At 51.0% G+C, this 22,902-nt stretch carries 17 protein-coding genes; 3 read left to right on the top strand and 14 right to left on the bottom strand.

Going from position 1 to position 22,902, the window contains the following annotated elements:
* Positions 1-24: 24 nt before the first annotated feature.
* The 12 genes from ACW6QF_RS11060 to ACW6QF_RS11005 form a co-directional block, all read right to left on the bottom strand.
* On the bottom strand, positions 25-2,334 hold the full coding sequence (locus ACW6QF_RS11060) for a GH92 family glycosyl hydrolase (protein WP_298548020.1): 2,310 nt from the start codon (positions 2,332-2,334) through the stop codon (positions 25-27).
* 134 nt (positions 2,335-2,468) lie between these two features.
* On the bottom strand, positions 2,469-3,698 hold the full coding sequence (locus ACW6QF_RS11055) for an outer membrane beta-barrel protein (protein WP_456087869.1): 1,230 nt from the start codon (positions 3,696-3,698) through the stop codon (positions 2,469-2,471).
* A 6-nt stretch (positions 3,699-3,704) separates the two neighbouring features.
* Entirely contained in the window at positions 3,705-4,250 is a 546-nt protein-coding gene (locus tag ACW6QF_RS11050; protein ID WP_456087890.1) for an RNA polymerase sigma factor, read from the bottom strand.
* 225 nt (positions 4,251-4,475) lie between these two features.
* Positions 4,476-5,657 (bottom strand): TolC family protein, encoded by a 1,182-nt coding sequence (locus tag ACW6QF_RS11045; protein WP_456087868.1) that lies wholly within the window; start codon positions 5,655-5,657, stop codon positions 4,476-4,478.
* Positions 5,654-8,779 carry an efflux RND transporter permease subunit gene (locus ACW6QF_RS11040; RefSeq protein ID WP_456087867.1) on the bottom strand — a complete coding sequence of 1,042 codons (3,126 nt, stop codon included), beginning with the start codon at positions 8,777-8,779 and terminating at the stop codon, positions 5,654-5,656. Before ACW6QF_RS11040 ends, ACW6QF_RS11045 begins: the two co-directional genes overlap by 4 nt.
* 76 nt (positions 8,780-8,855) lie before the next feature.
* On the bottom strand, positions 8,856-10,079 hold the full coding sequence (locus ACW6QF_RS11035; protein ID WP_456087866.1) for an efflux RND transporter periplasmic adaptor subunit: 1,224 nt from the start codon (positions 10,077-10,079) through the stop codon (positions 8,856-8,858).
* A 105-nt stretch (positions 10,080-10,184) separates the two neighbouring features.
* Positions 10,185-10,589: a DUF6769 family protein gene (locus ACW6QF_RS11030; protein ID WP_456087865.1), complete on the bottom strand. Its 405-nt coding sequence runs from the start codon at positions 10,587-10,589 to the stop codon at positions 10,185-10,187.
* A 282-nt stretch (positions 10,590-10,871) separates the two neighbouring features.
* On the bottom strand, positions 10,872-11,642 hold the full coding sequence (locus ACW6QF_RS11025) for a sulfide-dependent adenosine diphosphate thiazole synthase (protein ID WP_005644098.1): 771 nt from the start codon (positions 11,640-11,642) through the stop codon (positions 10,872-10,874).
* Between the two features lie 171 nt (positions 11,643-11,813).
* Positions 11,814-12,455 carry a cytidylate kinase-like family protein gene (locus ACW6QF_RS11020; RefSeq protein WP_298548034.1) on the bottom strand — a complete coding sequence of 214 codons (642 nt, stop codon included), beginning with the start codon at positions 12,453-12,455 and terminating at the stop codon, positions 11,814-11,816.
* An 18-nt stretch (positions 12,456-12,473) separates the two neighbouring features.
* Complete coding sequence (locus ACW6QF_RS11015) at positions 12,474-12,863, bottom strand: HepT-like ribonuclease domain-containing protein (protein WP_456087864.1); 390 nt, start codon at positions 12,861-12,863, stop codon at positions 12,474-12,476.
* Positions 12,856-13,149, bottom strand: coding sequence for a nucleotidyltransferase family protein (locus tag ACW6QF_RS11010; protein WP_298548038.1), 294 nt, complete (start codon positions 13,147-13,149; stop codon positions 12,856-12,858). Before ACW6QF_RS11010 ends, ACW6QF_RS11015 begins: the two co-directional genes overlap by 8 nt.
* A gap of 41 nt (positions 13,150-13,190) precedes the next feature.
* Positions 13,191-14,537, bottom strand: a complete 1,347-nt coding sequence (locus tag ACW6QF_RS11005) for an MATE family efflux transporter (RefSeq protein WP_456087863.1) — start codon at positions 14,535-14,537, stop codon at positions 13,191-13,193.
* A 62-nt stretch (positions 14,538-14,599) separates the two neighbouring features.
* Between ACW6QF_RS11005 and ACW6QF_RS11000 the strand changes: the two genes are divergently transcribed.
* Positions 14,600-15,073 carry a GAF domain-containing protein gene (locus ACW6QF_RS11000; protein WP_456087862.1) on the top strand — a complete coding sequence of 158 codons (474 nt, stop codon included), beginning with the start codon at positions 14,600-14,602 and terminating at the stop codon, positions 15,071-15,073.
* Between the two features lie 63 nt (positions 15,074-15,136).
* Here the strand turns inward: ACW6QF_RS11000 and ACW6QF_RS10995 are convergent, their stop codons facing one another.
* Positions 15,137-15,946, bottom strand: coding sequence for a DUF6261 family protein (locus ACW6QF_RS10995; protein ID WP_456087861.1), 810 nt, complete (start codon positions 15,944-15,946; stop codon positions 15,137-15,139).
* Positions 15,947-16,493: 547 nt separating this feature from the next.
* Here ACW6QF_RS10995 and ACW6QF_RS10990 point away from each other — a divergent pair.
* Together ACW6QF_RS10990 and ACW6QF_RS10985 are read left to right on the top strand one after the other, a co-directional pair.
* Positions 16,494-16,808, top strand: a complete 315-nt coding sequence (locus ACW6QF_RS10990; protein ID WP_298548047.1) for a nucleotidyltransferase domain-containing protein — start codon at positions 16,494-16,496, stop codon at positions 16,806-16,808.
* On the top strand, positions 16,805-17,209 hold the full coding sequence (locus tag ACW6QF_RS10985) for a HEPN domain-containing protein (protein ID WP_298548049.1): 405 nt from the start codon (positions 16,805-16,807) through the stop codon (positions 17,207-17,209). Before ACW6QF_RS10990 ends, ACW6QF_RS10985 begins: the two co-directional genes overlap by 4 nt.
* An 11-nt stretch (positions 17,210-17,220) precedes the next feature.
* Here ACW6QF_RS10985 and ACW6QF_RS10980 read toward each other — a convergent pair whose 3' ends face one another.
* Positions 17,221-22,755: an alpha-2-macroglobulin family protein gene (locus tag ACW6QF_RS10980; RefSeq protein ID WP_456087860.1), complete on the bottom strand. Its 5,535-nt coding sequence runs from the start codon at positions 22,753-22,755 to the stop codon at positions 17,221-17,223.
* Between the last annotated feature and the right edge of the window lie 147 nt (positions 22,756-22,902).

Genomic DNA, 22,902 nt, shown 5'->3' with positions numbered 1-22,902 from the left:
TGTTTTCTTTAGTATCTCCATCGCTTATTTCTTTTGTTTCTCATTAACTGAAAATGAATACGGCAAATCTTCCGGATTCACGCCTCTGTTCATGTTCGGCTTATCTCCCATCCGGATGTCCAGGATCCCGCCTTTCAATAATTCGAAATGCTCCAGGTAGTTTTTGGTGTACTCCTTGCCGTTGAAAGACATCGACTCGATATAGATGTTCTTGTCGCTGTTCTCCGGCGCATTGATGACCAGATTCTTCCCGTTCTCGAAGTGCAGGGTGGCTTTCTTGAACAAAGGCGCCCCCAATACATATTGCGTCGTTCCGGGAGCAACCGGATAGAAGCCGAGAGCGGAGAACACGTACCAGGCGGAAGTCTGCCCGTTATCTTCGTCACCGCAATAGCCGTCCGGTGTCGGGGTGTACATGCGGTTCATCACCTGGCGAAGCCAGTATTGGGCTTTCCAAGGCTCACCGGCATAGTTATACAGGTAGATCATGTGCTGGATCGGCTGGTTGCCATGCGCATAGTTCCCCATGTTCATAATCTGCATTTCACGAATCTCATGGATCACCTGCCCGTAATAGCTATCGTCGAACACGGGTGGAACGGCAAACACGGAGTCGAGCATGGTGATGAATTCTTTTCTTCCTCCCATCAAGTCGATCAATCCCTGCGGATCGTGGAAAACCGACCATGTATAATGCCAGCTATTCCCTTCCGTGAAAGCATCTCCCCATTTCAAGGGCGAGAAAGGGGCCATGAACTTGCCGTCCTTATTCTTTCCACGCATCAGTTTAGTCTCCTTGTCAAACAGATTCTTGTAGTTCATCGCCCGTTTGGCATACAGGTCCAGCTCCTTTTTAGGACGCCCCAGGTCTTTTGCGATCTGGTAGATGCACCAGTCGTTATAGGCATATTCCAACGTACGGGCGGCATTCTCGTTGATCTTCACATCATAAGGCACATAGCCCAATTTGTTGTAATATTCGTGTCCGAGGCGGCCGGTAGACGAAACCGTCGGATGCACATTTTCCGTCCCGTGGATCAAGCCTTTGTACAAAGTTTCAAGATCGTCCACCTTTATGCCTTTGACGTAAGCATCCACCAAAACCGAAGCAGAGTTGTTGCCCACCATGCAACCCCGATGTCCGGGGCTCGCCCATTCGGGGAAGAAGCCGCTTTCCTTATAAGTGTTGATCAGGCCTTCCTGCATTTCTTTCGACATCGTCGGGTACATCAGGTTCAGGAACGGGAACAGGCTACGGAACGTATCCCAGAAACCGGTATCCGTAAACATATAGCCCGGCAATACCTCGCCATTGTAAGGACTATAATGCACGACTTTCCCGGCCGCGTCTATTTCATAGAACTTGCGGGGGAACAGAAGCGAACGGTACATGCAGGAATAGAACGTCCGGTACTGGTCCAGCGTGCCACCTTCCACTTCGATCTTGCCCAGCTCCTTATTCCATACATCTTTGCCTTTTTGCACCAATGTGTCGAAATTGTCAGAACCCAACTCTTTCATATTGAGAGCTGCCTGTTCGAAGCTGATAAACGAAGAGGCGACCTTCGCATGGACAATCTCGCCTTTCGCCGTCTTGAAACCGATAACGGCGCCGACATGGTCGGATTGCTGCTCACGCGCACCTTCCTTCAATGTTGCATCGGCAAAAGTGGCTTCGTAGGTGAAAGGCTTATCGAATTCGATCACGAAGTAGTTCTTGAAATTGTCCGGTACGCCGCCGCTATTCTTGGTCGTATAGCCGATAATCTTGTTTTCTTCGGGGATCACCTTGATGTAGGAACCTTTGTCAAACGCATCCACCACGACATACGAATGTTCGTTTTCCGGGAAAGTGAAACGAAACATGGCGGCACGGTCCGTCGGCGTCAGCTCGGTCTTCACGTCATGTTCCGCCAGATAGACTTCGTAGTAATAAGGTTTCGCGATCTCGCTCTTGTGGGAGAACCAGCTGGCACGCTTGTCCTGGTCGAATTCAGGAGCGCCGACAACCGGCATGATTGCAAACTGCCCGTAGTCATTGATCCAGGGGCTCGGCTGGTGGGTTTGTTTAAAGCCGCGTATCTTATTGGCGGTATAGGTATATCCCCACCCGTCACCCATCTTGCCGGTTTGCGGTGTCCAGAAATTCATACCCCAAGGACGCGCTATGGCCGGATAGGTGTTACCGGTCGATAGCTCGAACGACGATTGCGTCCCCATTAAAGGATTAACATACTCTACCGGATCAAAAGCACCTTCCGCCGCAACGGCGGGCCTACCCAAGCTGGTCAGCATAGCAATAAGGGCGAAGGCCCATATACTTTTTTTCTTCATATTCTTATACGATTACTATTCTACTTACAAAGATAAGCCAAACAAGCTCTCAAGTAAAAGCAAGTAATGTGGATTTTTCTCAAAAATCAATAAAAAGGGAGATTTTTCCCGATCCTATACCAAGGACGCCGCACTTAGTAAGTGAACCGGATCCCGACCTGGAAGGTAAAAGTGAACGGGCGGGAAGTCCTCATGCTCTCGAAACGAAGCTCGCTATTGCGATATTGCGGGTTCATATTATAATAATAGTTCACTCCCGGCTCGACGAACAACGAGAGTGGCCGGCGAAGTTCCGCCTGCATACCGACGGCCGCGTTCCAGGATGGTTGCCAACGGTTGATCCGCAAGTCCATCCCTGTCTTCTTGGCCGATACGCAATATTCGATCATTCCGCCTCCCGAAGCATAGAGCGAAAGATTCTTCCATCTATAGAACGTCCAGCTCAACTTTAGCGGAATGCCTATATAATGCAACTTTTGCGAACCGTCCTGCGTCTTCCCTTCCTTCAGGATTTCCGAATACAAATAGGTATAGGACAGGCCCGTCTCCAGAGCGATCCGGGGTGTGACAAACAGGCGGGCCGACAATCCGAAAGAGATGGGAATATGATGGCGGTAATAATAGTCCGTCTTCCAGTTTTCCGGACTTCCTCCGCCTCCACCCGTAGCGGCTTTCGTCTGAAGCCCTTCCGACGGATTGTCATCCGGCTTTTCAGGTTTCTCTTCCGGTCTCGGATGATTCGGTTGGCTAACCCATTCTTCACGATGCTCGAAACCGCCTCCCATATTCGTCATCTGGTTGCTACCGGTCTGGATGCCGAAAGCAAAGCGGTTAAAATCAAATATCTTCTTCTTTTCCTCAGCAGGGCGATAAGGCAGACGGTTCCGCTTATCCGGCTGCGGCCCGGAATCCCGGTGTTTCGGCATGACCGGTTCCGTCTCTCCGGCATCATCGGAGTCGTTTCCGGCGATCATCACCTTTTCCGGCAAATCAACGGGGTCAAGTTGCGGCATCAGGCTATCGATTACCTGAATATATGGGAAAAAGCGTGCTTGTGACGGTACAACGGATTCTTTCTTTTCGGGAGACGGGGCTACGGGATGTTCCGCCACTGCTTCCTCCGGCTCCTCACGGCGGAAAACGACAACCGATATCATCAGGCACAACAAGGCTATGGCGGCAACAGACACCCAACGGTACAACTTGTGGCGGACCGTTTTCGTCTGCAAGCCGGGCATTCCCGGTTCAGGCATGAGCATAGGAAGTTCTGCTTCCAGCTTTTCCCAGCCGTCCTTCCGGAGAGGGAGATGGAATTCATCTTCCCGGTCTCGGAGCATTTGCAGGATGTCGTTCTTATCGTTCATGTCTCTTTATTCCGTTTTCTTTAATTGTTCCTTGATGCGGGTAATCAGCAGGCGGCGGGCACGGTTCAATTGGGATGCCGACGACGCTTCATTGATATGCAGGCTTTGTGCAATCTCTTTATGACTCCAACGTTCAAACACATATAAGTTGAACACGGTACGATAGCCGGGAGGCAGTTCCGCCACAAACTTCATCAGCACCTCCATCGACAACGCACTTGCATCCGGCTCCGGCTCATCCGTCAAGTCCGACACCTCCTCCAACGACATCCCGTCACGAAGCAAGTCCCGGTGGCGGAGATATTCCAGAGAAACGTTGGCAAACACCCGGCTCAGCCAAGCACGGAGGCTTCCTTCGCCTCTATAAGTAAAAGAAGAGATGGACGAATAGACTTTCAGGAAGCCGTCATGCAGAAGATCGTGGGCCGTCTCTCCATCGCCGGTATAACGGTAGCACAGGCATAGCATCCTCTCCGCAAAGCGCTCATACAGCTCCTTGCGGGCAAGATTATCCCCCGTCTTGCATCTATCGGCCAACTCCGTTTCTGTCATCAATTCTTATAGTGCTTTTAATAGTAAATGCAGGGACATATAAAACCTTGCATGCAGGGAAGAAGAAAATTTCATCCCGATGAGAAAAAAGTTTCTCTGGGATGAAATAAAAGTTTCCTGCTGGTGAAACAAAAGTTTCATAGGCATGAAAATAAATTTTCAGTACAGGAAAATAACTGAAACAAAAAGGGGAGCCGTTCGATAGAACAGGACTCCCCTCCACTCTTATAACTTGAATTTATACAACTGCGCCATCACCTTCTGGTATTCGTTCTGCAACTGCATATGATTCTGCATGCTCTGATAGAGCGTGGTGACATCTACAAAATATTCGATCATCGAGATTTGTCCCGCCTGGATCGCCTTGTTCAACAACGCCAGGTTGTTCTGGCTTTTCAGCACTTCGCCATACTCGTCGATGGAAGTCTTCAAGGCTACCGACTGGTTATAGAGTTGGAGCAATTCGTTCTCTACCGCCGTCGTCGCGCTTTCCAACTGCAAATCGGTGTAAAGGCTTTGCGCCTTCGCCTGTTTCACATTGTTGCGATTAGAGAAAAGAGGAATGCTGATGCCGACCAAAAAGCCATTGAAGCGTTCGCCGCCCGAAGACGGGTTCATACGGTAACCCAACTCGAACGAAGGCAATCCCATCGTCTTATTGACACTGATTTGTCTCGATGATACGGCCTTCGCGCTTTGCAAAGACAACAGACGCCGATCATTCCCCAAGATTTCCTGACGCAGGTCGGCAAATGAGAGCGGAAGTTCCACGGCCTCGTAAGCCGTATCGGTCAGTTGAACGGCAATTCCTCCGTTCAGCATTTCCAATTCCCGCTGCTTATTCACACGGGCCGCTTCGTTCATGCGTGCTTCGTTGCGGACGTTCAAGAGTTCGAGTTCGATCTTGTTCGTTTCCAAAATATTGGCATCTCCTTGTTCCAAACGTTGCTGATAGAGTGCGGCAAGCTGTTCGGCACTTTTCCGGCGGATATCCAGCAGGTTCTTTTGCTGGTTCAGAAAGATCAAGTCCAGGCAGGCTTCCTTGGCTTGCAACAAAATCTGCTGGCGTACTTCTTCGCCCTGCCGATCGTAGTTTTCGCCTTTCTGCCTGGAAAGCTTGTTCCGCTGCATATATAAAGACGGGAAGTCGAACGATTGCGAAGCGACCAATTCACCGGTAAATCCCATCCCCTCTTTGTTTCCATACAGATGAGAATAGGTAACGGTAGGGTCGGGCAGGTTGTTGTCCAGTTTGGCTTCCAACTTCTGTGCCGTCACCATCTGGCGGTTTGCCTGCAATTCCTTATTGTTGGTTTCCACACTCCGGAGCACTTCCTCGATGGAAGTTTGCGCCCCGGCTGCCAATGCGGAAGAGACCAATGCTATTGTCAATATGAATCGTTTCATTCTTTATCTTCTTTATTCATTAATAAATAAACAATCGGGATGATGAAGCCGTTCAGGAAAGTGGATGTCAGCAAACCTCCCAGGATAACGGTAGCCATCGGGCTTTGTATCTCGTTGCCGGGCAAATCGCCGTTCAGCGCGAGCGGGATCAACGCGAGAGCCGAACTGAGCGCCGTCATCAGGATCGGATTCAGACGATCCATAGAGCCTTGCAGGACAGCTTGCCGAAGCGGCATCTTCTCTACGGTCCGCAGATGCGTGTAGTGACTGATCAGCAACATGCCGTTACGGGTGGCAATGCCGAACAGGGAGATGAAACCGATGATAGCCGGAATACTCACCTCGCCGGAAGTCAGCTTCAGGATGAACACGCCCCCGATCAACGCCAACGGCAGGTTCAACAGAATAACCCCGCTCTCCTTCGCATTCTTAAACTCATTATAGAGCAACAGGAAGATCACCAACAGAGACATCAACGAAGTAAGCAACAACGTACGGCTGGCCGCCTGCTCGCTCTCGAACTGTCCGCCATATTCGATATGATAGCCTTCGGGCAACCGGATGGAAGTATCCACCTTCTGTTGTATTTCATTGACGACGCTTCGGAGGTCGCGCTCGGAAACGTTGCCGCTGATCACGATCTTACGTTGCACATTCTCGCGGTTGATCGTGTTCGGGCCTGTCACGGAACGGATTTCGGCGACGTAGCTCAACGGGACTTTCTTGCCGCCTGCATCGATCATCAGGTTGCGGATATCCTCCATCGTGGCGCGGCTCTCGTCCGAAGTCTTGACCGTCAGGTCGAATGTCTTGCCGTCGTCATACACCTGGCTGACCGCTTCGCCTCCGAGCATGACATTGACATACTCTTCAAACTCAGGCAACGAGATGCCATACTGGGCCATCAACTCGCGCTTCGGCGTGATGGTGAGTTGCGGACGCTCGATCTGCTGTTCCACTTTCAAGTCCACCAGGCCGGGGATTCCCTGGATGGCTTCCTTGATCTGGTTGCCGACCGTGAACATCAGGTTCAGGTCCGTACCGAACAGCTTGATCGCGATATTCGCCTCCGTACCGGAGAGCATGGCATCGATACGGTGGGAGATCGGCTGTCCGATCTCGACGTTGGCCCCGCTGATGGTGGACAATTTCTTACGGACGTCATTCATAACGGCATCGCGGCTACGGTCTTTCAACACAAACGGAGCCTCGATTTCCGACACGTTCACCCCTAAGGCATGCTCGTCAAGCTCGGCACGCCCAGTCTTGCGGGCAACCGTCTGGATTTCGGGGACCTGCATCAGCAATTCTTCCGCCCGTCGCCCCATCCTGTCCGATTCTTCGAGGGAGATGCCCGGAAGAGAGCTTACGTTGATCGTAAACGAACCTTCGTTGAACGGCGGCAGGAAGCTGCGCCCCAATGTAAAGAACGTTCCCAAGGCAACGAGGAACAGGCCGATCGTGCATCCCAACACTATCTTCTTATGTGCCAATGCTCCATTCAACGCTTTGCCATACAATTCTTTCAGCTTGCGGGCCACCCAAGCCTCCTTCTCCACTTTCTTGTCCGTAGACTTCCGGTTCAGCAGATAGCTGCACAACACTGGAGTCAATGTCAACGCCACAACCGTAGAGGCAAACAACGCCACGATAAAGGCGATCCCTAACGGCACCAACATACGCCCTTCCATCCCGTGCAGGAAGAAAAGGGGCACGAAGCTGACCACGATAATCAGCGTCGAATTCAGGATCGGCATACGCACTTCGCGGGAAGCATCGAACACGACTTCCAGGATGGAACGTTGCCGGTCGGGAGGCAACAGACGATTCTCCCGTATGCGTTTATACACATTCTCCACATCGACAATCGCATCATCGACCAGCGAACCGATCGCAATCGCCATCCCTCCCAAACTCATGGTATTGATGGTCAATCCCATATAATGCAACGCCAGTATGGACACCAACAAGGAAAGAGGCAAGGCAACCAGCGAGATCACCGTCGTGCGGATATTCATCAGGAACAGGAACAGGACAATGACCACGAAGAAACTGCCTTCGAACAAACTGTTCTTTACATTATTAATAGAGCTGTCGATAAAACGGCTCTGACGGAATATGTCGGTCGAGACATGCACATCGGCAGGCAGGTTCTTCTGCAAGTCCGCCATGATCGCATCCAACTTCTCCGTCAAGTCGATCGTGCTGGTGTTGGGCTGCTTGGTGACCGTGATCAGCACGGCCGGCTTCGTCCGTTCGGAAGCCGTTCCGAGCTTCGGGCTTTTGCCGCCGATCTTCACCGTTGCGATATTTTCCAACAAGACGGGGAAATCCCCGGCAACCTTGACGACTCCTTTTCCGATCTCTTCGGCATCCGCGGTAGAAAGGACGCCCCGGATGATGTATTCGTTGTCATATTCATACAGGACACCGCCATTGGCATTCCGGTTCATGTTACGGGTAACGGCCAACACTTCGTCCAGGCCGACGCCATAATGTTTCATGCGGGCGGGATCGAGTAATATCTGGTATTCCTTGATATCGCCACCGATCACGGCAACCTGCGCTACTCCGCCTGTCGAAAGCAGTCGCGGACGGATGGTCCAGTCGGCAATCGTGCGCAGATCCATTTGGGTGGTCGGAGCAGTTCGCGCATCTCCCCTGCCTTCACTTGTTTCATCGACCGTCAGCCCGATAATCATCATTTCTCCTAAGATGGAAGATTGCGGGCCTAACGTCGGCTTCCCGACATTTTCCGGCAGGCTCTCACCTACAACCGCCAACTTTTCGGAGACGATCTGCCGGGCCCGGTAAATATCCGTCCCCCAATCGAACTCCACCCACACGACAGAAAAGCCCGTCGTAGAAGACGAACGGACACGGCGCACATCCATCGCACCGTTCACAGCCGTTTCTACCGGGAAAGTCACCAAACGTTCCACCTCTTCGGGCGCCATACCGTTCGCCTCCGTCATAATGACAACGGTCGGCGCGTTCAAATCCGGAAACACATCCACATCCGTATGAAAAGCGGTGTAGGTTCCGGCAATCATCAGCAGCAGGGAACAGATCAACACGACCAACCTGTTATGCAGCGAGTAATATATTATCTTATTCAGCATGATCTCAGTTAATTAATAATAAGAAATAGAAATGCCCATTGCTCACTATTAATTATTAATTTTTAATTCTTAACTATCAATGATTGTGTGTATGTGCAGGAATTGCATTGGAAGCAGAAGCCAGCTTGATCTGGTAAGCGCCGACCGTCACGACTTCGTCGCCGGCTTTCAGGCCGCTCAGGATCTGCACTTCGGAACCGTTGTCGGCGCCTAACGTCACAGGCACCTTCTTATAGGCTTCTTCATGCACGCGGATAAAGACAGAGTAAACGCCCTGCTCCTCGATAAGGGCGGAAACAGGAACACTGATCACATTCTGCATCGGAGCCGTAAGCAAATAGATCTCGACAAACGAACCGGGGATAATGGCCCCCTTGTTGTCAAACTCGAATGTCACCGGAACATAAAACGAGTTGGCATCGGAAGCCTTTCCATAAGAAAGCAGACGCCCATGCAGGTCGGACAGCTTGTAAGTCACGTTATCGTACGGCGTACGGAAATTGGCGGACCGGACGGAAGGCAAATAGTTGTAATATTTCTCCGAAACCTCCGCACGCAACACCAGACGTCCATTCTGCGAGATCGTAGCCAACGGCTGGCCGACCGTCACATAATCGCCCTCTTTCACCTGCAGGTTCTTCAGGTAGCCGTTCATGGGCGAAACGACCGATACGCCGTTAGCCGTCTGTTTTCCGGCCACCGCTTCCCAAGCCACTTTCGCATTCTCGTAATTCAGGCGTGCCTGTTCGAAATCTTTGGCGGAAACGATCTTATCCCCTATCAGGGCTTCCATACGTTCATATTCTTTCTTTGCATTCTCGTATGCATATCTGGCTTTAGCCGCCACATTGCCATCAGACAAACCGCTCGAAGCAAGGCTCAAAATAGCCTGCCCCTTGCGAACCGCCGTTCCGTCGACAAACGACAGGTTGCCGAATGTCACTACGCCGGGAACCGTAGCCACCACGGTCGACTCCTCTCCCTGCGCAGCCATCACGCGTCCGCTTGTCTTGATCACATCGGTAAAAGCGCCCGGCTCTACTTTATGCGTCTGCAAACCGACAGCTTCCGCCAATGCTTTCTTGAAAGAAATCTCACCGGCATGTCCTCCTCCGGCTTCTTCGTGTTCATGTCCGTGGTCGTGCCCTTCGTGCTCATGATCGTGTCCTTCGTGTTCGTGATCATGCCCTTCCTCGTGTTCGTGAGCCTCGTGCTGATGCTCTTCATGTACGGCAGTATTGCTGTTGCAACCTGTCAGGATGTAGGCGAAAACCACCCACACCAAATATATTTTTTTCATTCTGGTAAATTCGTTTACTGTATATTCGATAATAAATAAATGGGGATGAAAGTTGTATCAAAGGCAGGAATTAACATTCCCGATACTACCTTCCGCAATCATCAATCATACAAGAAACGGAGGCGCACGAAGCCCTGACGCAGAAATGATCCACGTATCATGCAAGGATTCGATGTAGCAGGTCCGGTCCTTCTTGAACAAGAGCTTGTAAAAGACCGGAACAGGAGGATTTATATAATCAAACAGTACAAGCAACGGGAAAAGGAACTGGTTCACGTCTCCATCCGTCACATGCGTGAAAATGGAAGTGTAGAGTGCGATATTATGCCCGTTGCATCCGCAATCATGAGATTCGGGATTCCCGTGCCCGCCATGAGCGGCTTCGGTAGAAAGCGATTTATAGCACGGCAACCCGTTACTATGGTGATGATGCGGTATGACCACCGACAGTAGCACCACGATACTAACAAGCAGCATCACATACTGGTATATTTTCTTTTTCGCTTTCATCTTTTTTATCGACTACAAAAATAAGAAGTTTTTAATTACCAAGCAGTCATTTATATATTAAATAATGATGTATCGATATGTTTATAGTGATTTTGCCTCCGACTCTTTTAAGGAGGATGTGTCAAGATATAAAATAGAACGCAGATGACACTGATTCAACAGATAATCGCAGATTTTTATTTTATTGATTTACAATAATCAATCTGTGTGAATCCGTCTCATCCGTGTTATCTGTGTTCTAATATACAGATTAATGAAGACTTATGCAACCAACCGATATTTTTATTTGTCCAGCTTCGCACAAATCAGTTCGGCCGCCTTCTTACCGCTCATCAGCATACCGCCGAAGATCGGCCCCATGCGGAAACTGCCGCTTACCCCATTGGCCGCCATACCGGAAACGAACAGTCCCGGATAGATCTCCTTCGTATTTTCTACGGTTGTAGACTCACCTAACTCGACGTTCAGCGAACGTTCGCCGATCACGCCTCCGGTCGGAGTGTTCAGCTTGATATCGTTCTTACGAGCCACCACGCGGGCGATTTCGCAGTCATGGCCGGTTCCCTCCAGGACAGCCTTGGACATGATCGTCAACGGGTCCACATGCATCCCTTCGCGGATCACCGGAGCCCAGTTTACCACCACGCCGGCTACGGCATCGTTATGGAACACCACGTCTTCTACGGAATAGCAATTGAAAATCGTCGCACCGGCCTTCGTCGCGCTATAGATCAAAGCCGAGGTCGTATGTACGGAATCCATGATATACGTGCCGTTGCCCGCATCCTTATAGCTTACGCCCAACTCGCGCACGATCGGCATAGCCTCTTCCTGGACCACGATATCGTTGAACATCATGGCGCCGCCCCACATACCTCCACCTGGGGCCAACTTACGGTCGAACAAAGCCACCTTCTTTCCGGCCTTGGCCAGATAATAAGCGGCCACGATACCGGAAGGACCGCCACCGACAATCGCGACATCAATAGACAAATTGCTCTTTAACTTCGCAAAGTAAGAGTCGATAATCCCTGTTGAAACAATCTGTTCCATTACAAATAATAATTAGAGTTTAAACATCGGGAAGCACATAGAGGTAACGCTTCCCTTTATTTAGTAATTCTACCTTTTCCCTTCACGGCGTTATCCGGCAGGTTCAATGGGTATAATCTCAGCCTGTATAGTAAGGCACCCCTATGATAAGTCGGTTGCAAAGATAACAAATTATCCGAAATGCGGCGGACGTTTGTTCATTTTCCGTTCGACGAAACTTTTCATGAATGCGACAGTCTCGTCGACTCCCAATACGGAGACATCTATCGAGAAATTGTAGGTCGAAGCGACTCCCCATTCCTTATTCGTATAATAATTATAGTAAGCGGCACGCGATTTGTCGGTCTTCATCATCAGTTCCTCTGCCTGTTCGACCGTCAGTCCCTGGCTTTCGATGATCCGCTGGATGCGGTTCTCCTTGTTGTTATGGATAAAGAAGCTCAGGCAGTCGGGATCGTCACGCAGGATATAGTCGGCACACCGCCCGACAATCACGCAAGAGCCTTTTTCCGCCAGGTTACGGATCGTATCGCTCTGATACAGAAACAAACGGTCGTTAGATAACACATCGGCATAGGGCGGGAACAGGCCCATATACGAATAGCCCATCGTAAAGGCATAAGCCAAACCGCTGGAAGCCCTCTCGTCCGCCTTCTCGAAAAACTCCTCGCTCAACCCGCTTTCTTTCGCGGCAAGCGCCATCAGCTCCTTGTCATAATAGCTGATGCCCAGCTCTTTTGCCAGCTTCTGTCCTATCTCGCGACCACCGCTGCCGAACTGCCGGCCGATGGTCAATATGATCTTGTTATCCATATCTATCAATTCTATGTTTTAGATATCTTCTAATGCTTCTTTCCTTAATTCAATAATAATTTGCTTTATTACATTTTGTAACTGAGGAATATTAATCTTTACAATACGAAGGATTATTTCTGCATCTACATTAAAATATTGATGAGCGATTATATCACGTAATCCCATAACATTCCGCCAATTAATTTCCGGATATTTTGGAAGAAGTGACTTATGTGTATATTTATCGATATTCTTTATGGCTTCACCGATAGTAACTAATAGCATACAAATACTATCTAATCGCATCATACCATCAGCAGAATGAGTAAAATCTTCTGCCGTATTTACTGGAATAGCACGAGTAATAATCGTTTCCAATGAATCTTGGATCTGCTCGAATAATAATAAGACTTCTTCCTTACACATAAATCCCGTCCCTTTCTATATTTCTTTTTAATAAAGCATTCATATTATCTCGCAGACGAATAATATCTATTTTGCAATTCAGCAATTCTTCTAATTCATACTTAATATTTAAAAGAATGAAACCATCCGGTTCCTTCATTTCCACACAAACATCCAGATCACTATCCGTTTCATGCTCATTGCGGGAAACGGAACCGAAGATTCCTAAACGGATAATGCCATATTGTTCCGCCATTTGTTGTTTGTAGCAACGAAGTAATTCGAGATATTCTGCTTTTGTCCTCATTATTCATTCGTATTATGTTATAAGACAAAGGTAAACAAAATTTATTTAGAATGAAACTTTCTGAACTGGTTTATCAAGACAAGAGCCGTGACAATTGTGGCGGTCGTATCGGCAATCGGGATACTGATCCATACGCCAAGCGTCCCGAGCCACCGGGGAAGGATCAGCAGGCAGGGGACGAGGAACAGCATCTGGCGGGTGAGCGAGAGGAAGATGGCCTTCTTAGACATCCCGATGGAGAGGAAAAAGTTGGTCGCCACCATCTGGAAACCGACAATCGGAAAGACGGCGAAAACGATATGCAAACCATACACTGCCGCCTCGATCAGCTCCGGGTCGGTCGTAAACATGCGGACGATCATCGACGGGAACAGTTGGCAAAGTAGGAATCCCGTCGTCGCCACGCCTATCGCCCACTTCATCGTCAGCTTCGTCACCTCCGTCACCCGCGAATACTGGTGGGCGCCGAAGTTATAGCCGGCAATCGGTTGCATCCCCTGATTGAACCCCATGATGATCATGATGAAGAGGAATACAATCCGATTCACGATCCCGTATGCCCCGATCGCCATATCGCCACCGTGTTCTTTCAGTCCCCGGTTGATCAGGATCACGATCAGGCAGGCGCAAAGGTTCATCAGGAAGGGCGACATCCCGATATAAAGAATCCCCTTCACGATCTCGCTTTTCAGCCGGTAAATGCCTTTCTTGAAATGCAACAATTCCTTCGGCCGGGAGAAATGGATCAACTGCCCGGTCAGCGAAATGACCTGCGAGATGACGGTAGCCCATGCCGATCCTTTGATCCCCCAGCCGAATCCGAAGATAAAGAGCGGATTTAGCACACAGTTGATCACGACCGAGGCCAACGTCGCATACATCGCCAACCTCGGGAAGCCGGAAGAGCGCAGGACGGCATTCAGCCCTAAATACATGTGAGTGATCACATTTCCCATCAGGATCACATTCATATAATCGCGGGCATACGAAATCGTGTTCTCGCTCGCCCCGAAGAAATAGAGGATCGGGTCGAGCAGCGCCATAAAGACCAGTGTAAAGGCCAGTCCCAAGACCACGTTCAGTACCAGCACGTTTCCCAACACCTTGTTCGCCCCTTCATATTCCTTCTGTCCCAACTTCACGGACACCAACGTCGAAGCCCCTACCCCGACCAGCGAGCCGAAAGCGGCCGCGAGGTTCATCAACGGGAATGTCAGCGCCAGGCCGGAGATAGCCAACGGCCCTACTCCGTGTCCGATAAATATACTGTCTGCCATATTGTAGAGCGAAGAGGCAGTCATGGCGATAATGGCCGGTATGGCATATTGTGTCAATAACTTGCTGATGTGCTCAGTTCCAAGCACCAAAGGAGAATTCTGTTTACTCATATCACAAAGGTACGGAGAATCCAAAAAAAAGGTTACTTTTGTTATCTTATAAATTATAAAAAATGGCGGAAAACTTAATCATTAACGGTAGGAACAAGCAGGAAATGTATGAGACGCTGCTTCCTCAATTGCAATCGCTGACAGCGGGAGAGACGGACGTCGTCGCCAATATGGCGAATGTCGCCGCTGCCCTGAAACAAACATTCGATTTCTTCTGGGTAGGCTTTTATGTGGTGAAAGAAGAGATGCTCGTGCTCGCCCCGTTCCAGGGTCCGCTCGCCTGCACACGTATCCGGTATGGAAAAGGCGTATGCGGGACGGCATGGAAGGAAGCACGGACAATTGTCGTCCCGGACGTGGAACTGTTTCCGGGGCATATCGCCTGTAGTTCGGATTCGCGATCGGAGATCGTCGTGCCGGTGGTCAGAAAAGGGAAAGTTGTCGCTGTCTTGGATATCGATAGCGACAACTTGAATGCATTCGACGGGACAGATGCGAAGTATCTGGAACGGCTCTGTGCTTTTTTGCCGATGTGATTCCTTTTTTGCATCGTACTATCCGTCCCGTCCGATAGGATCGTTTCTCAGGTAGTCAGTACGTTAATTCTGTAATTCTCCTGGACGCTCTTCATTTATGTTCCCGCCGGAGTTGGGATCATGCTTGCTGCTGCTACCATTGTCGGTCTTGCCGCCTTTGCCCTTGCCGCTGCGCAGGCTGATGCTGACGCGGTAGCTGTCGATCAGTTCATTCCACCATGAGAACAACCCGATGTAACTATCATCCCCGTTTATCTCGGCCAGGGAATTGAGGCGTATGACCAGGGCTTCATAGGATCTGTTGAAAGCGGCACGGCTTACCGGCGTCTTTACCGGCTGGTTGCGCAGGCTCTGTTCTTCCTTGCGCTTGGAAGAGGCTTCGGCGCATTCGTTGTTGACTGCCTTGATATCAGCAAACCATTTCGTCAGTTTTAGTTTTTCAACATGCGACTTGAAAGTGTCCGATTCAACTTCCGATATCAACTTCGAAGTATGCCCTGTCTGGTCGTCGAAGGTCTTTTGATATACGTATTTATAACGGTCGATCAAAGGGAGCAGCATGACGGCCGGTTTTTTGATTTCTTCATCCGTACAGTTGGCCAAAGAACGTATGTTAGAGAAAGCATTGCTGCGCAATTTCGTACGTTTCGCTTTGAGTTCTTTCATTACGTTGGTCCAGTTGCTTTTTTTGAGCTTCAAGAGGCTGCTGTCAAAGACGGAAAGAGCGGATTGATACTCGTCAAATTGTGATTGGAAATCTGTCACAGTCACATCGGTATCGGCTGACAGGATTTGGTTTTCGATAGCGTGACCGACTGCTTGAAGTTCTGCTAACTTCAGCTTAGATTTAGGAAATGTTTGGACTCTTGCCATGATTTTGTTTTTAAGGTAAATTATTAATTATTATTACACGGAGGCAGTTCGATGCGCTCCATTTTGTTTTAATACCGTCTCCGACAGCTACGAGTCCATTTGAAACCGTTTTTTTGCCGTCTCGGACATGTTCGGGATGATTACATTTCATTTCTTTTCCGTCCCGTATATGTCCGAGGCCGTTTTAAACCGCTTTTTAGCTGTTCCGTATGCCTACGAGATTATTTTTGTTCGAACTGTACCGACAAAATAGCCGTACGATCGGACTAAAATGACTGATTAAAGCATCTTTTTTCAGTCTTTTGCAAAGGTATAATATAAGTTGTGAAAACCAAGCGTTTTTGAAAAATAAAATATTTTGAAATTCAATCTCTTAGGTCGATTTTTCCAAATGTAGCTGTTTGCTCACAGATAAATCTTTATTTGTGTGTTTCGAATACAGGCAGAAGTGAATCCATATTTTGATGCAGTAACCCTAACATAAAAAATATTCATTATGATTTTCCAAATATTCTGTCTAACTTTGCCCAAAAACAAGAAATAGAATATGAAACGTCCGCAAATCATAAAGCAAATACAGAAAGTCCTGTTACAGGTAGCTCCCAATGCAAAAGCTATACTTTATGGTAGCGAAGCACGCGGAGATGCTCGTCCGGACAGTGACATCGATTTGTTGATATTGGTTGAAGGCACTAAACTGACCGTAAAGGAGGAAGAGCGCATCATTGCCCCTCTATATGATATTGAAATAGAAACAGGTGTGCAAATAAACGTACGAGTCCTGTTAAAGGATATTTGGGAAAAGCGGCCATTCCGCACTCCTTTTCATATAAACGTAACGAATGAAGGAATTGTATTATGAAAGAACAGTTAAGCCATGAAAACCTGAATGCATTGGTAACTTATCGTTATCAACGTGCCAATGAAACAATAAAAGAAGTACCCTATCTAAAACAACAGGGATATTATAATACGGCAGTCAACCGCTTATACTATGCTTGCTATTATGCAGCAATAGCTTTGCTCATCAAACATGGGATAAATCCAAGTACCCATGCCGGAGTCAAGCAAATGATCGGAATGCACTTTGTAGCAACCAATCGCTTATCCCGTGAGTCGGGACGCTGTTTTTCCTTGCTCTTTGAACGCCGACATAGTAGTGACTATGACGATTTCGCTTATTCGAGTGAAGAGGAAATAGATGAATTGCTGCCTAAAGCTATGGCTTTCATAGAAGCGATAGGTTCTTTGCTGAAAGAATAAGCTATCTCCGATCACTCCACCCTCACCGTCATCCCTTCCGTATTCGCCCGAACTGTAGGGTCGTACATCGCCTCACAGTAGACCGGAGGCAAATAGAAACGACCGGGATAGACGGCGCAGAGGTGGATGCGGACCGTCACTTGTTTTCCGGCAGGCAGATAGTCGATGTAGCTGTAGGCGCGATCGTCGCGGATATCCTGGTAGTTGACGCCTGCCACGCGGTTGTCTGCCGTGCCGCCCGTAAGGAAGCGCGTGTTCAGGATCTCCCATCCGGCCGGGAAAATCTCGGTCAGCACCAAGCGGCTATAGCCACGCGGAGACGGGTTCGCGATGGTCGCCACAGCCGTGAAGTTCGCGCCCTGCTGCAAAGCGGAGGCATTCACCGGACGGCCGTTCCCATCCATATAGCTGACGGCGAGCGTCAGGCCGTTCGCATAGGCTTCCTCTTTGCCCTCGGCCGGGACCCCCTCGGTCACGAGGCGGGCGAACAAGGTGGATTTCCCGGTATTCCTCAACTCCAGAGAGGCGGACGAGGCGGCCTTGTCGAGCAACGTCTCCGTCCAGATGTTCCGGGTGGTGGAAACCTTCTCCGTCTTGCCGCCTACGGCATAGGAGAAGTCCATCGAGCCGGACACTTTGTATTTCTCCATATAGTCGGAAAGGGCCACCAGGCTGAATGCCGTCGATTGCGTGCTCAGCCACTCGTCGGACGCAAGCGTCTTGGAGATTCCATTCGCCAGGAGGGCCGCTTCCTTGCCGTTGTCGAGCAGGCAGAGCGTCATCAGGCGGATGGAGGTGTCGCGCAGGTCACTGCCGAACGTCTGGTCGTATTCGGAATAGGCGGTGGTCAGGGCCGTGGTCTTTGCGATCAGCTCCTTCGAAACATCCGGACGTCCGATCAAGGCATATCCGGCCGCCAACAGATAGCGGCTCATAGGCGCGAGCTTCTTACTCTCTTTCAAGCGGTTCATGGCGCCTACCTCGGCGGTCTGTCCCAAAGCGAGGACAAACAGGCGGTATGCCTGTGTCATTTCTTCTGATTCGGCAGAATAGGAGGCTTGCGGTTTCCAGTTACGGGCGATGCGGATCAAGTCGTTCAACACATTCCGTTTCATGCCTTCGGGCACAAGGTAACCTTTCTTCTCGGCTTCGAGCAGGAAGTGGGTAGCATAGACAGTGCCCCAGGCGTTGGAGGAGGTTTCGCCGGGCCAGTAGGAGAAAGAGCCGTTTACCGTCTGGTAGGAACGCAGGCGGCGGATCACTTCTTTCACGGCTGCTTCGGCCGATTGCTCCTGCTCGCGGGTCAACGAGGCGAATCCGCTCAGGTACAGTTGCGGGAACCCTTTCGAGGTGATCTGTTCGACACATCCATGCGGATAGCCGATGAGGTAGGACAACCGCGTGGAGAGGTTGACTGGCTGGACATCCGACATTTCGAGCACAAGGGAGTTCGTGCCGTCCACGCCGGGAAGGCCGATCGTCTCTTTCCAGCTCTTTCCGGCTTCGAGCGTCACGGGCGTCACCTTGACTTGCGGACGGCGCACGGAGCGGATCTCGATATCGGTTTCATATACCGACTTTTCACCGCCGCCGGTAGCCGTGATCTTCACGTGTCCGGCTCCCGGGGTGTCTTTCACGCGGATGCGGAACTGCGCCAGTTTGTCGCCGACCGTTTCGAAGTGCAGCATACGGCTCTTCTCGCCGACGACCTCCATGTTGCCGGAGCAAGCGATCGTGACCTGCACGTCTCCTACTCCTTTTTCGGTAGCAAAGACGGTAGCGGGAACTGCCATCTCCTCTCCTATGCCGATGACGCGCGGAAGTGTGCCGAGCAGCATGACGGGCTTGCGCACGAGCACGCTCTTCTCCGTGTTGCCGTAGGCCTCCCCGTTTCCGGCGACGACCATGACGCGGACACGGCCGTTATAATTCGGCATCTGATAGGTATGCTGCCGTTTTTCCCCTTTCTTCAGCAGGAACGGGCCGGCAAACTGCACGACCGGCTTGAAACGGTTCACGATTGCTTTCGGGCCTTTGTTCAGGGCGTCGTCGCCGCCGATGCTGAACAGTTGCTCGATGCGGCCGCCATACGCGCCGACCACATGGTTGTACAAGTCCCAGGTATTGACTCCCAATGCCTCGCGGGCGTTAAACGCCTGCCAGGGATCGGGCGTGCGGAAGCGGGTGAGGTCGAGCAGGCCTTCATCGACAATCGCCAGCGTGTAGGCCATCTCGCGGCCGTTCTTCTCGGAGACCGTCACGTGGTAAGGGGCTTCGGGCTTGATCTCGTCCGCCATACGGATGACCGGGGCCAAATGGCTTTCGGGTGAGGTAACCGTGAAGGGGACGACACCGTACATGCGGATCGGAAGGTCGTTCTTCGTGACGCCGTGCGGCTGGAGCAGCGTTATATATAGGTACGCGTTGGGCTGCATGTCGGGGGTGACGGCGAGCTTGACCGTGGTCTGCCCATCGTCGCACATGTGCTCGGTGGTCGAGAGGACACGCGTGCCGTTCTCGATGCTGACGATCGCGCGGCTTCCCTTGACGGAGGGGAAGGTGGCGATGATCTGTTCGCCGGGGGCGTAGGTCTCCTTGTCGGTCTTGAAAGTGAGCATATTGGCGGACGAAGAACCGTCGGCGTCGCGTCTTCCCTCGCCATAAGGCCAGTCGAAGTAGCTCATCACACCGGTGGAGTGTTTGCTTTCCTTGTCTTTCACCGAGATGAAATAGGTTCCCCAATCGGCGTCGGCGTATTTCAGGTTGAAGGAGGCCGTGCCATCTGCACCCGTACGGACGGTGAAGGTTTTCACCGGCTTGTTGTACGAGTCGGAGACGTAGTTCGCCAGGCTGCCGTTGTCCGAACTCCACCACCAGTACCAATGGACTTTATAGACCTTCACTTCCAGTTCGGTGTCGGCCTGCGCCTTTCCCAAGTAGTCGACGGAGGCTACCTCGTATTTGTATTCGGTCCCGGTCTCCAACGGTTTCTCGTCTTGCCGGGGCGACTTGATGCCGGCATAGCGGCGGTAGGGTGAATAGAACGCCCGGTTGGCGTCGATGCTGAAATCGCCGGATTCTTCATACACGCGGGTGACGAAGTTCGCCAACAGCATGCCGGGGGCCGAGGCGCCGATCTCGAAACGGGCCTTGATGGTGGCGTCGCCTGCGGCATCGGTCGTACCCGAGATCACTTTGCTTTCTTCGCTATTGAAGATTTTCGAGGGATCGTCGAAATAGAATTTCTGATAGCCGGCAAAGGTGGTCGGGGTCGGGATAAAGGTTCCCTGGATGTCATATTTCAGGTTGCGGGCGGTCGCTCCCTGCAACCATTCGACGTGCATAGCGGCATCGAGCGGTTCGCCCCGGAGCAAATTTTTTTCGGGCATCGCAAGGGAGATCTTCAAGCGGTTCGGTTTGATCGTTTCGATGCGGAGGCGTTTGGTGAAGGTGACGCCGCCGACATTGACATTGACGTTCCAAGCGCCTGTCGGGGCGTCGGATTCGGTCGGCATGTCGAAAGCGTAGAGTCCTGACTCGCCTTTCGTCTGTGTCTTGCGCAGGTAGAGCTGGCCAAGCGGATTGCAGAGTTCCATGATGACCGGGTGGTTCGGCGGGAGCATCCGGCTGCGGTCGTTCAGCATGAAGCCGAGGTGCAGCGTGTCGCCCGGACGCCACACGCCGCGGTCGCCGTAGATGAAGCCTTTGATGCCTTTCTGCACGACTTCGCCGGAGACATCGAACGAGCTTAGCGACAGGGCGGAACCGTCATCCACGCGGAGGTACGAGCGTTGCTGTCCGAGGGAAGCGGTGAGGTAGAAGGGGCGGCCGTTTTTCAGGGAGAAGCGCACCTGCCCTTTGTCGTCCGTCATACCGGAGGCCAATTCCTGGCGCTGGTAGTTGCAGGCGGTGACTTTGACGCCTTTCTCCGGATGGGTATCGAGGAGGTTATGCACGAGGACGGTCATTTCGTTGTCTTCGCCGGCCATCGCCAACAGGCCGAGATTGGTGGCGAGGACGTTCTTGCCGGTCGACCGGTTGAAATAATAGCTGCTCGAACAGGGATCGTTGCGTTTTTCGTAGTTGTAGTCGGACCAGTCGAGGTCGCCGTTATAGTAGTAGTAGCCGCCATCGTCGAAACGGCTGCTCTCTTCCTTGAACTTGATCGCATCATCGGCAAGCAGTTGCTCCTTGCTTTTCTTCACGAGGTCTCCGCAGGGATAGGCCGACAAATCGCGGTTGAACGACAGTTCCACCCGGTAGATGGCGCCGGGTTCGGGGTCGATCAGCTCTTTCAGGTCGATCGCGTAGGTATTCCAACGGCTGAGGTCCTGGGGGGCGTCTTCATCGAAGAAGATCGTTTTGCGTGCGATCAGACGGCCGACTCGCATCAGGTCGCTCGTCCCTTCGAGGTCGTTCGTCTGGAGGAATTGCCCGATGTTCTGTTCGAATATCTTGATGACACGTACCACCACGCCGCGCAGGTAGACGGCTTGGAAGGGGACGGTCAGTTGTGTGGACTGCGGGATGATCACGCCGTTGCCGATAAAGCGGACTTCGGGCTTTTCATCGCTGACAATGATCTGGCGGACGATGCTCTCTTTCAGGTTCAGCCCGTTTTTACTCCTGATGTTCCGGCTCAGATGGACATTAAGGGCTCCTTTGCTGCCGGCATCGGGGTAAAGGCGGAGCTTATTGCCCTCGACGTTCACGGTCTCCGATGTATTGCCGTCGATCCAGGCGAGTCCTTGCATGTTCTGTGCCGCGTCGAGCCGTTTCGTGAAGGTGACTTCGACGTAGCGTTCCGGTTTTGCGACATATTCGACTTTATATACGGCGAAATCGTTCAGCTCAGGGATGTCGACGGATAGCAATTCTTCTTCCGGCACTTCCAACTTGTTCGGGGCGACGGACAGGGTAAAGGTGCGTGTTGCATCCGTCCCGGCCTGTATGTTCGCGATGGAGACTTCGTGCCTCTTCCCGTCGGGGCTATGCTGCCAGGTGGCGTCTGCCTTTTCGGAGAAACGGACAAGCGACTCTACGGTTTCGGGCATTTCCTTATCCGGCGTGAACACCGAGCAGACGATGTCGTAGCCGTTTTCATTCTTCCGGTTGATATCGACGGATTGCAAGTTGGTACGCAACAGCAAGGGTTGCGTCGAGAATCTGAAGGTGAAATATTGGTCTTTCCGTTCCGTATCGAACCACTCCGAGAGGTCTGCCTTTACCTCGTAACGGGTATTGCGCCCGAAGCTTTCGGCCGGTTTGAAAACGATCGTCCGATTGTTCTCGAATGCGAACTCCCCGGCTGTTTCGGGCTTGATCCTGATTACGTCGCGGAGCCGGTCAGGCTTCATCCTGTCGGCCGCTATTTCCTGATTGAGAATAAGATATACCGGCGTATATCTTGAAATCGTACCGGAGGTGAACGCCTCTACATAGGGACTGAAAGGGAGGTCTTCAATCTCGCTTTTATTTTTTCCTTCACATCCGCTGAATAAGAACAAAAGACAGCAGATGCAGACATAATATAGATATTTCGCCATATTTCCTGAATTTAACGGTTATACTTTCGACAAACAGACTGTCTGCGAATATAGGAATTTTTATGTATATTGTTCTTCTTATTTTTTACCAAATGATAATTTTTCGATCGGGCTTAAAAGACTATTTTTGTAACCCAAAATAAAAAA

It is taken from the genome of Parabacteroides sp. (assembly GCF_977054455.1).
Note: the sequence above shows the minus strand (reverse complement) of the source record. Positions and strands in the feature narration are given on the sequence as shown.

Coding starts and splice junctions, on each gene's coding strand:
- ACW6QF_RS11000 (WP_456087862.1), top strand. CDS start 14,600: ATGGCGGAAAACTTAATCATTAACGGTAGGAACAAGCAGGAAATGTAT.
- ACW6QF_RS10980 (WP_456087860.1), bottom strand. CDS start 22,755: ATGGCGAAATATCTATATTATGTCTGCATCTGCTGTCTTTTGTTCTTA.
- ACW6QF_RS11005 (WP_456087863.1), bottom strand. CDS start 14,537: ATGAGTAAACAGAATTCTCCTTTGGTGCTTGGAACTGAGCACATCAGC.
- ACW6QF_RS11035 (WP_456087866.1), bottom strand. CDS start 10,079: ATGAAAAAAATATATTTGGTGTGGGTGGTTTTCGCCTACATCCTGACA.
- ACW6QF_RS11030 (WP_456087865.1), bottom strand. CDS start 10,589: ATGAAAGCGAAAAAGAAAATATACCAGTATGTGATGCTGCTTGTTAGT.
- ACW6QF_RS11015 (WP_456087864.1), bottom strand. CDS start 12,863: ATGTGTAAGGAAGAAGTCTTATTATTATTCGAGCAGATCCAAGATTCA.
- ACW6QF_RS11055 (WP_456087869.1), bottom strand. CDS start 3,698: ATGAACGATAAGAACGACATCCTGCAAATGCTCCGAGACCGGGAAGAT.
- ACW6QF_RS11045 (WP_456087868.1), bottom strand. CDS start 5,657: ATGAAACGATTCATATTGACAATAGCATTGGTCTCTTCCGCATTGGCA.
- ACW6QF_RS11060 (WP_298548020.1), bottom strand. CDS start 2,334: ATGAAGAAAAAAAGTATATGGGCCTTCGCCCTTATTGCTATGCTGACC.
- ACW6QF_RS10995 (WP_456087861.1), bottom strand. CDS start 15,946: ATGGCAAGAGTCCAAACATTTCCTAAATCTAAGCTGAAGTTAGCAGAA.
- ACW6QF_RS11025 (WP_005644098.1), bottom strand. CDS start 11,642: ATGGAACAGATTGTTTCAACAGGGATTATCGACTCTTACTTTGCGAAG.
- ACW6QF_RS10985 (WP_298548049.1), top strand. CDS start 16,805: ATGAAAGAACAGTTAAGCCATGAAAACCTGAATGCATTGGTAACTTAT.
- ACW6QF_RS10990 (WP_298548047.1), top strand. CDS start 16,494: ATGAAACGTCCGCAAATCATAAAGCAAATACAGAAAGTCCTGTTACAG.
- ACW6QF_RS11020 (WP_298548034.1), bottom strand. CDS start 12,455: ATGGATAACAAGATCATATTGACCATCGGCCGGCAGTTCGGCAGCGGT.
- ACW6QF_RS11010 (WP_298548038.1), bottom strand. CDS start 13,149: ATGAGGACAAAAGCAGAATATCTCGAATTACTTCGTTGCTACAAACAA.
- ACW6QF_RS11050 (WP_456087890.1), bottom strand. CDS start 4,250: ATGACAGAAACGGAGTTGGCCGATAGATGCAAGACGGGGGATAATCTT.
- ACW6QF_RS11040 (WP_456087867.1), bottom strand. CDS start 8,779: ATGCTGAATAAGATAATATATTACTCGCTGCATAACAGGTTGGTCGTG.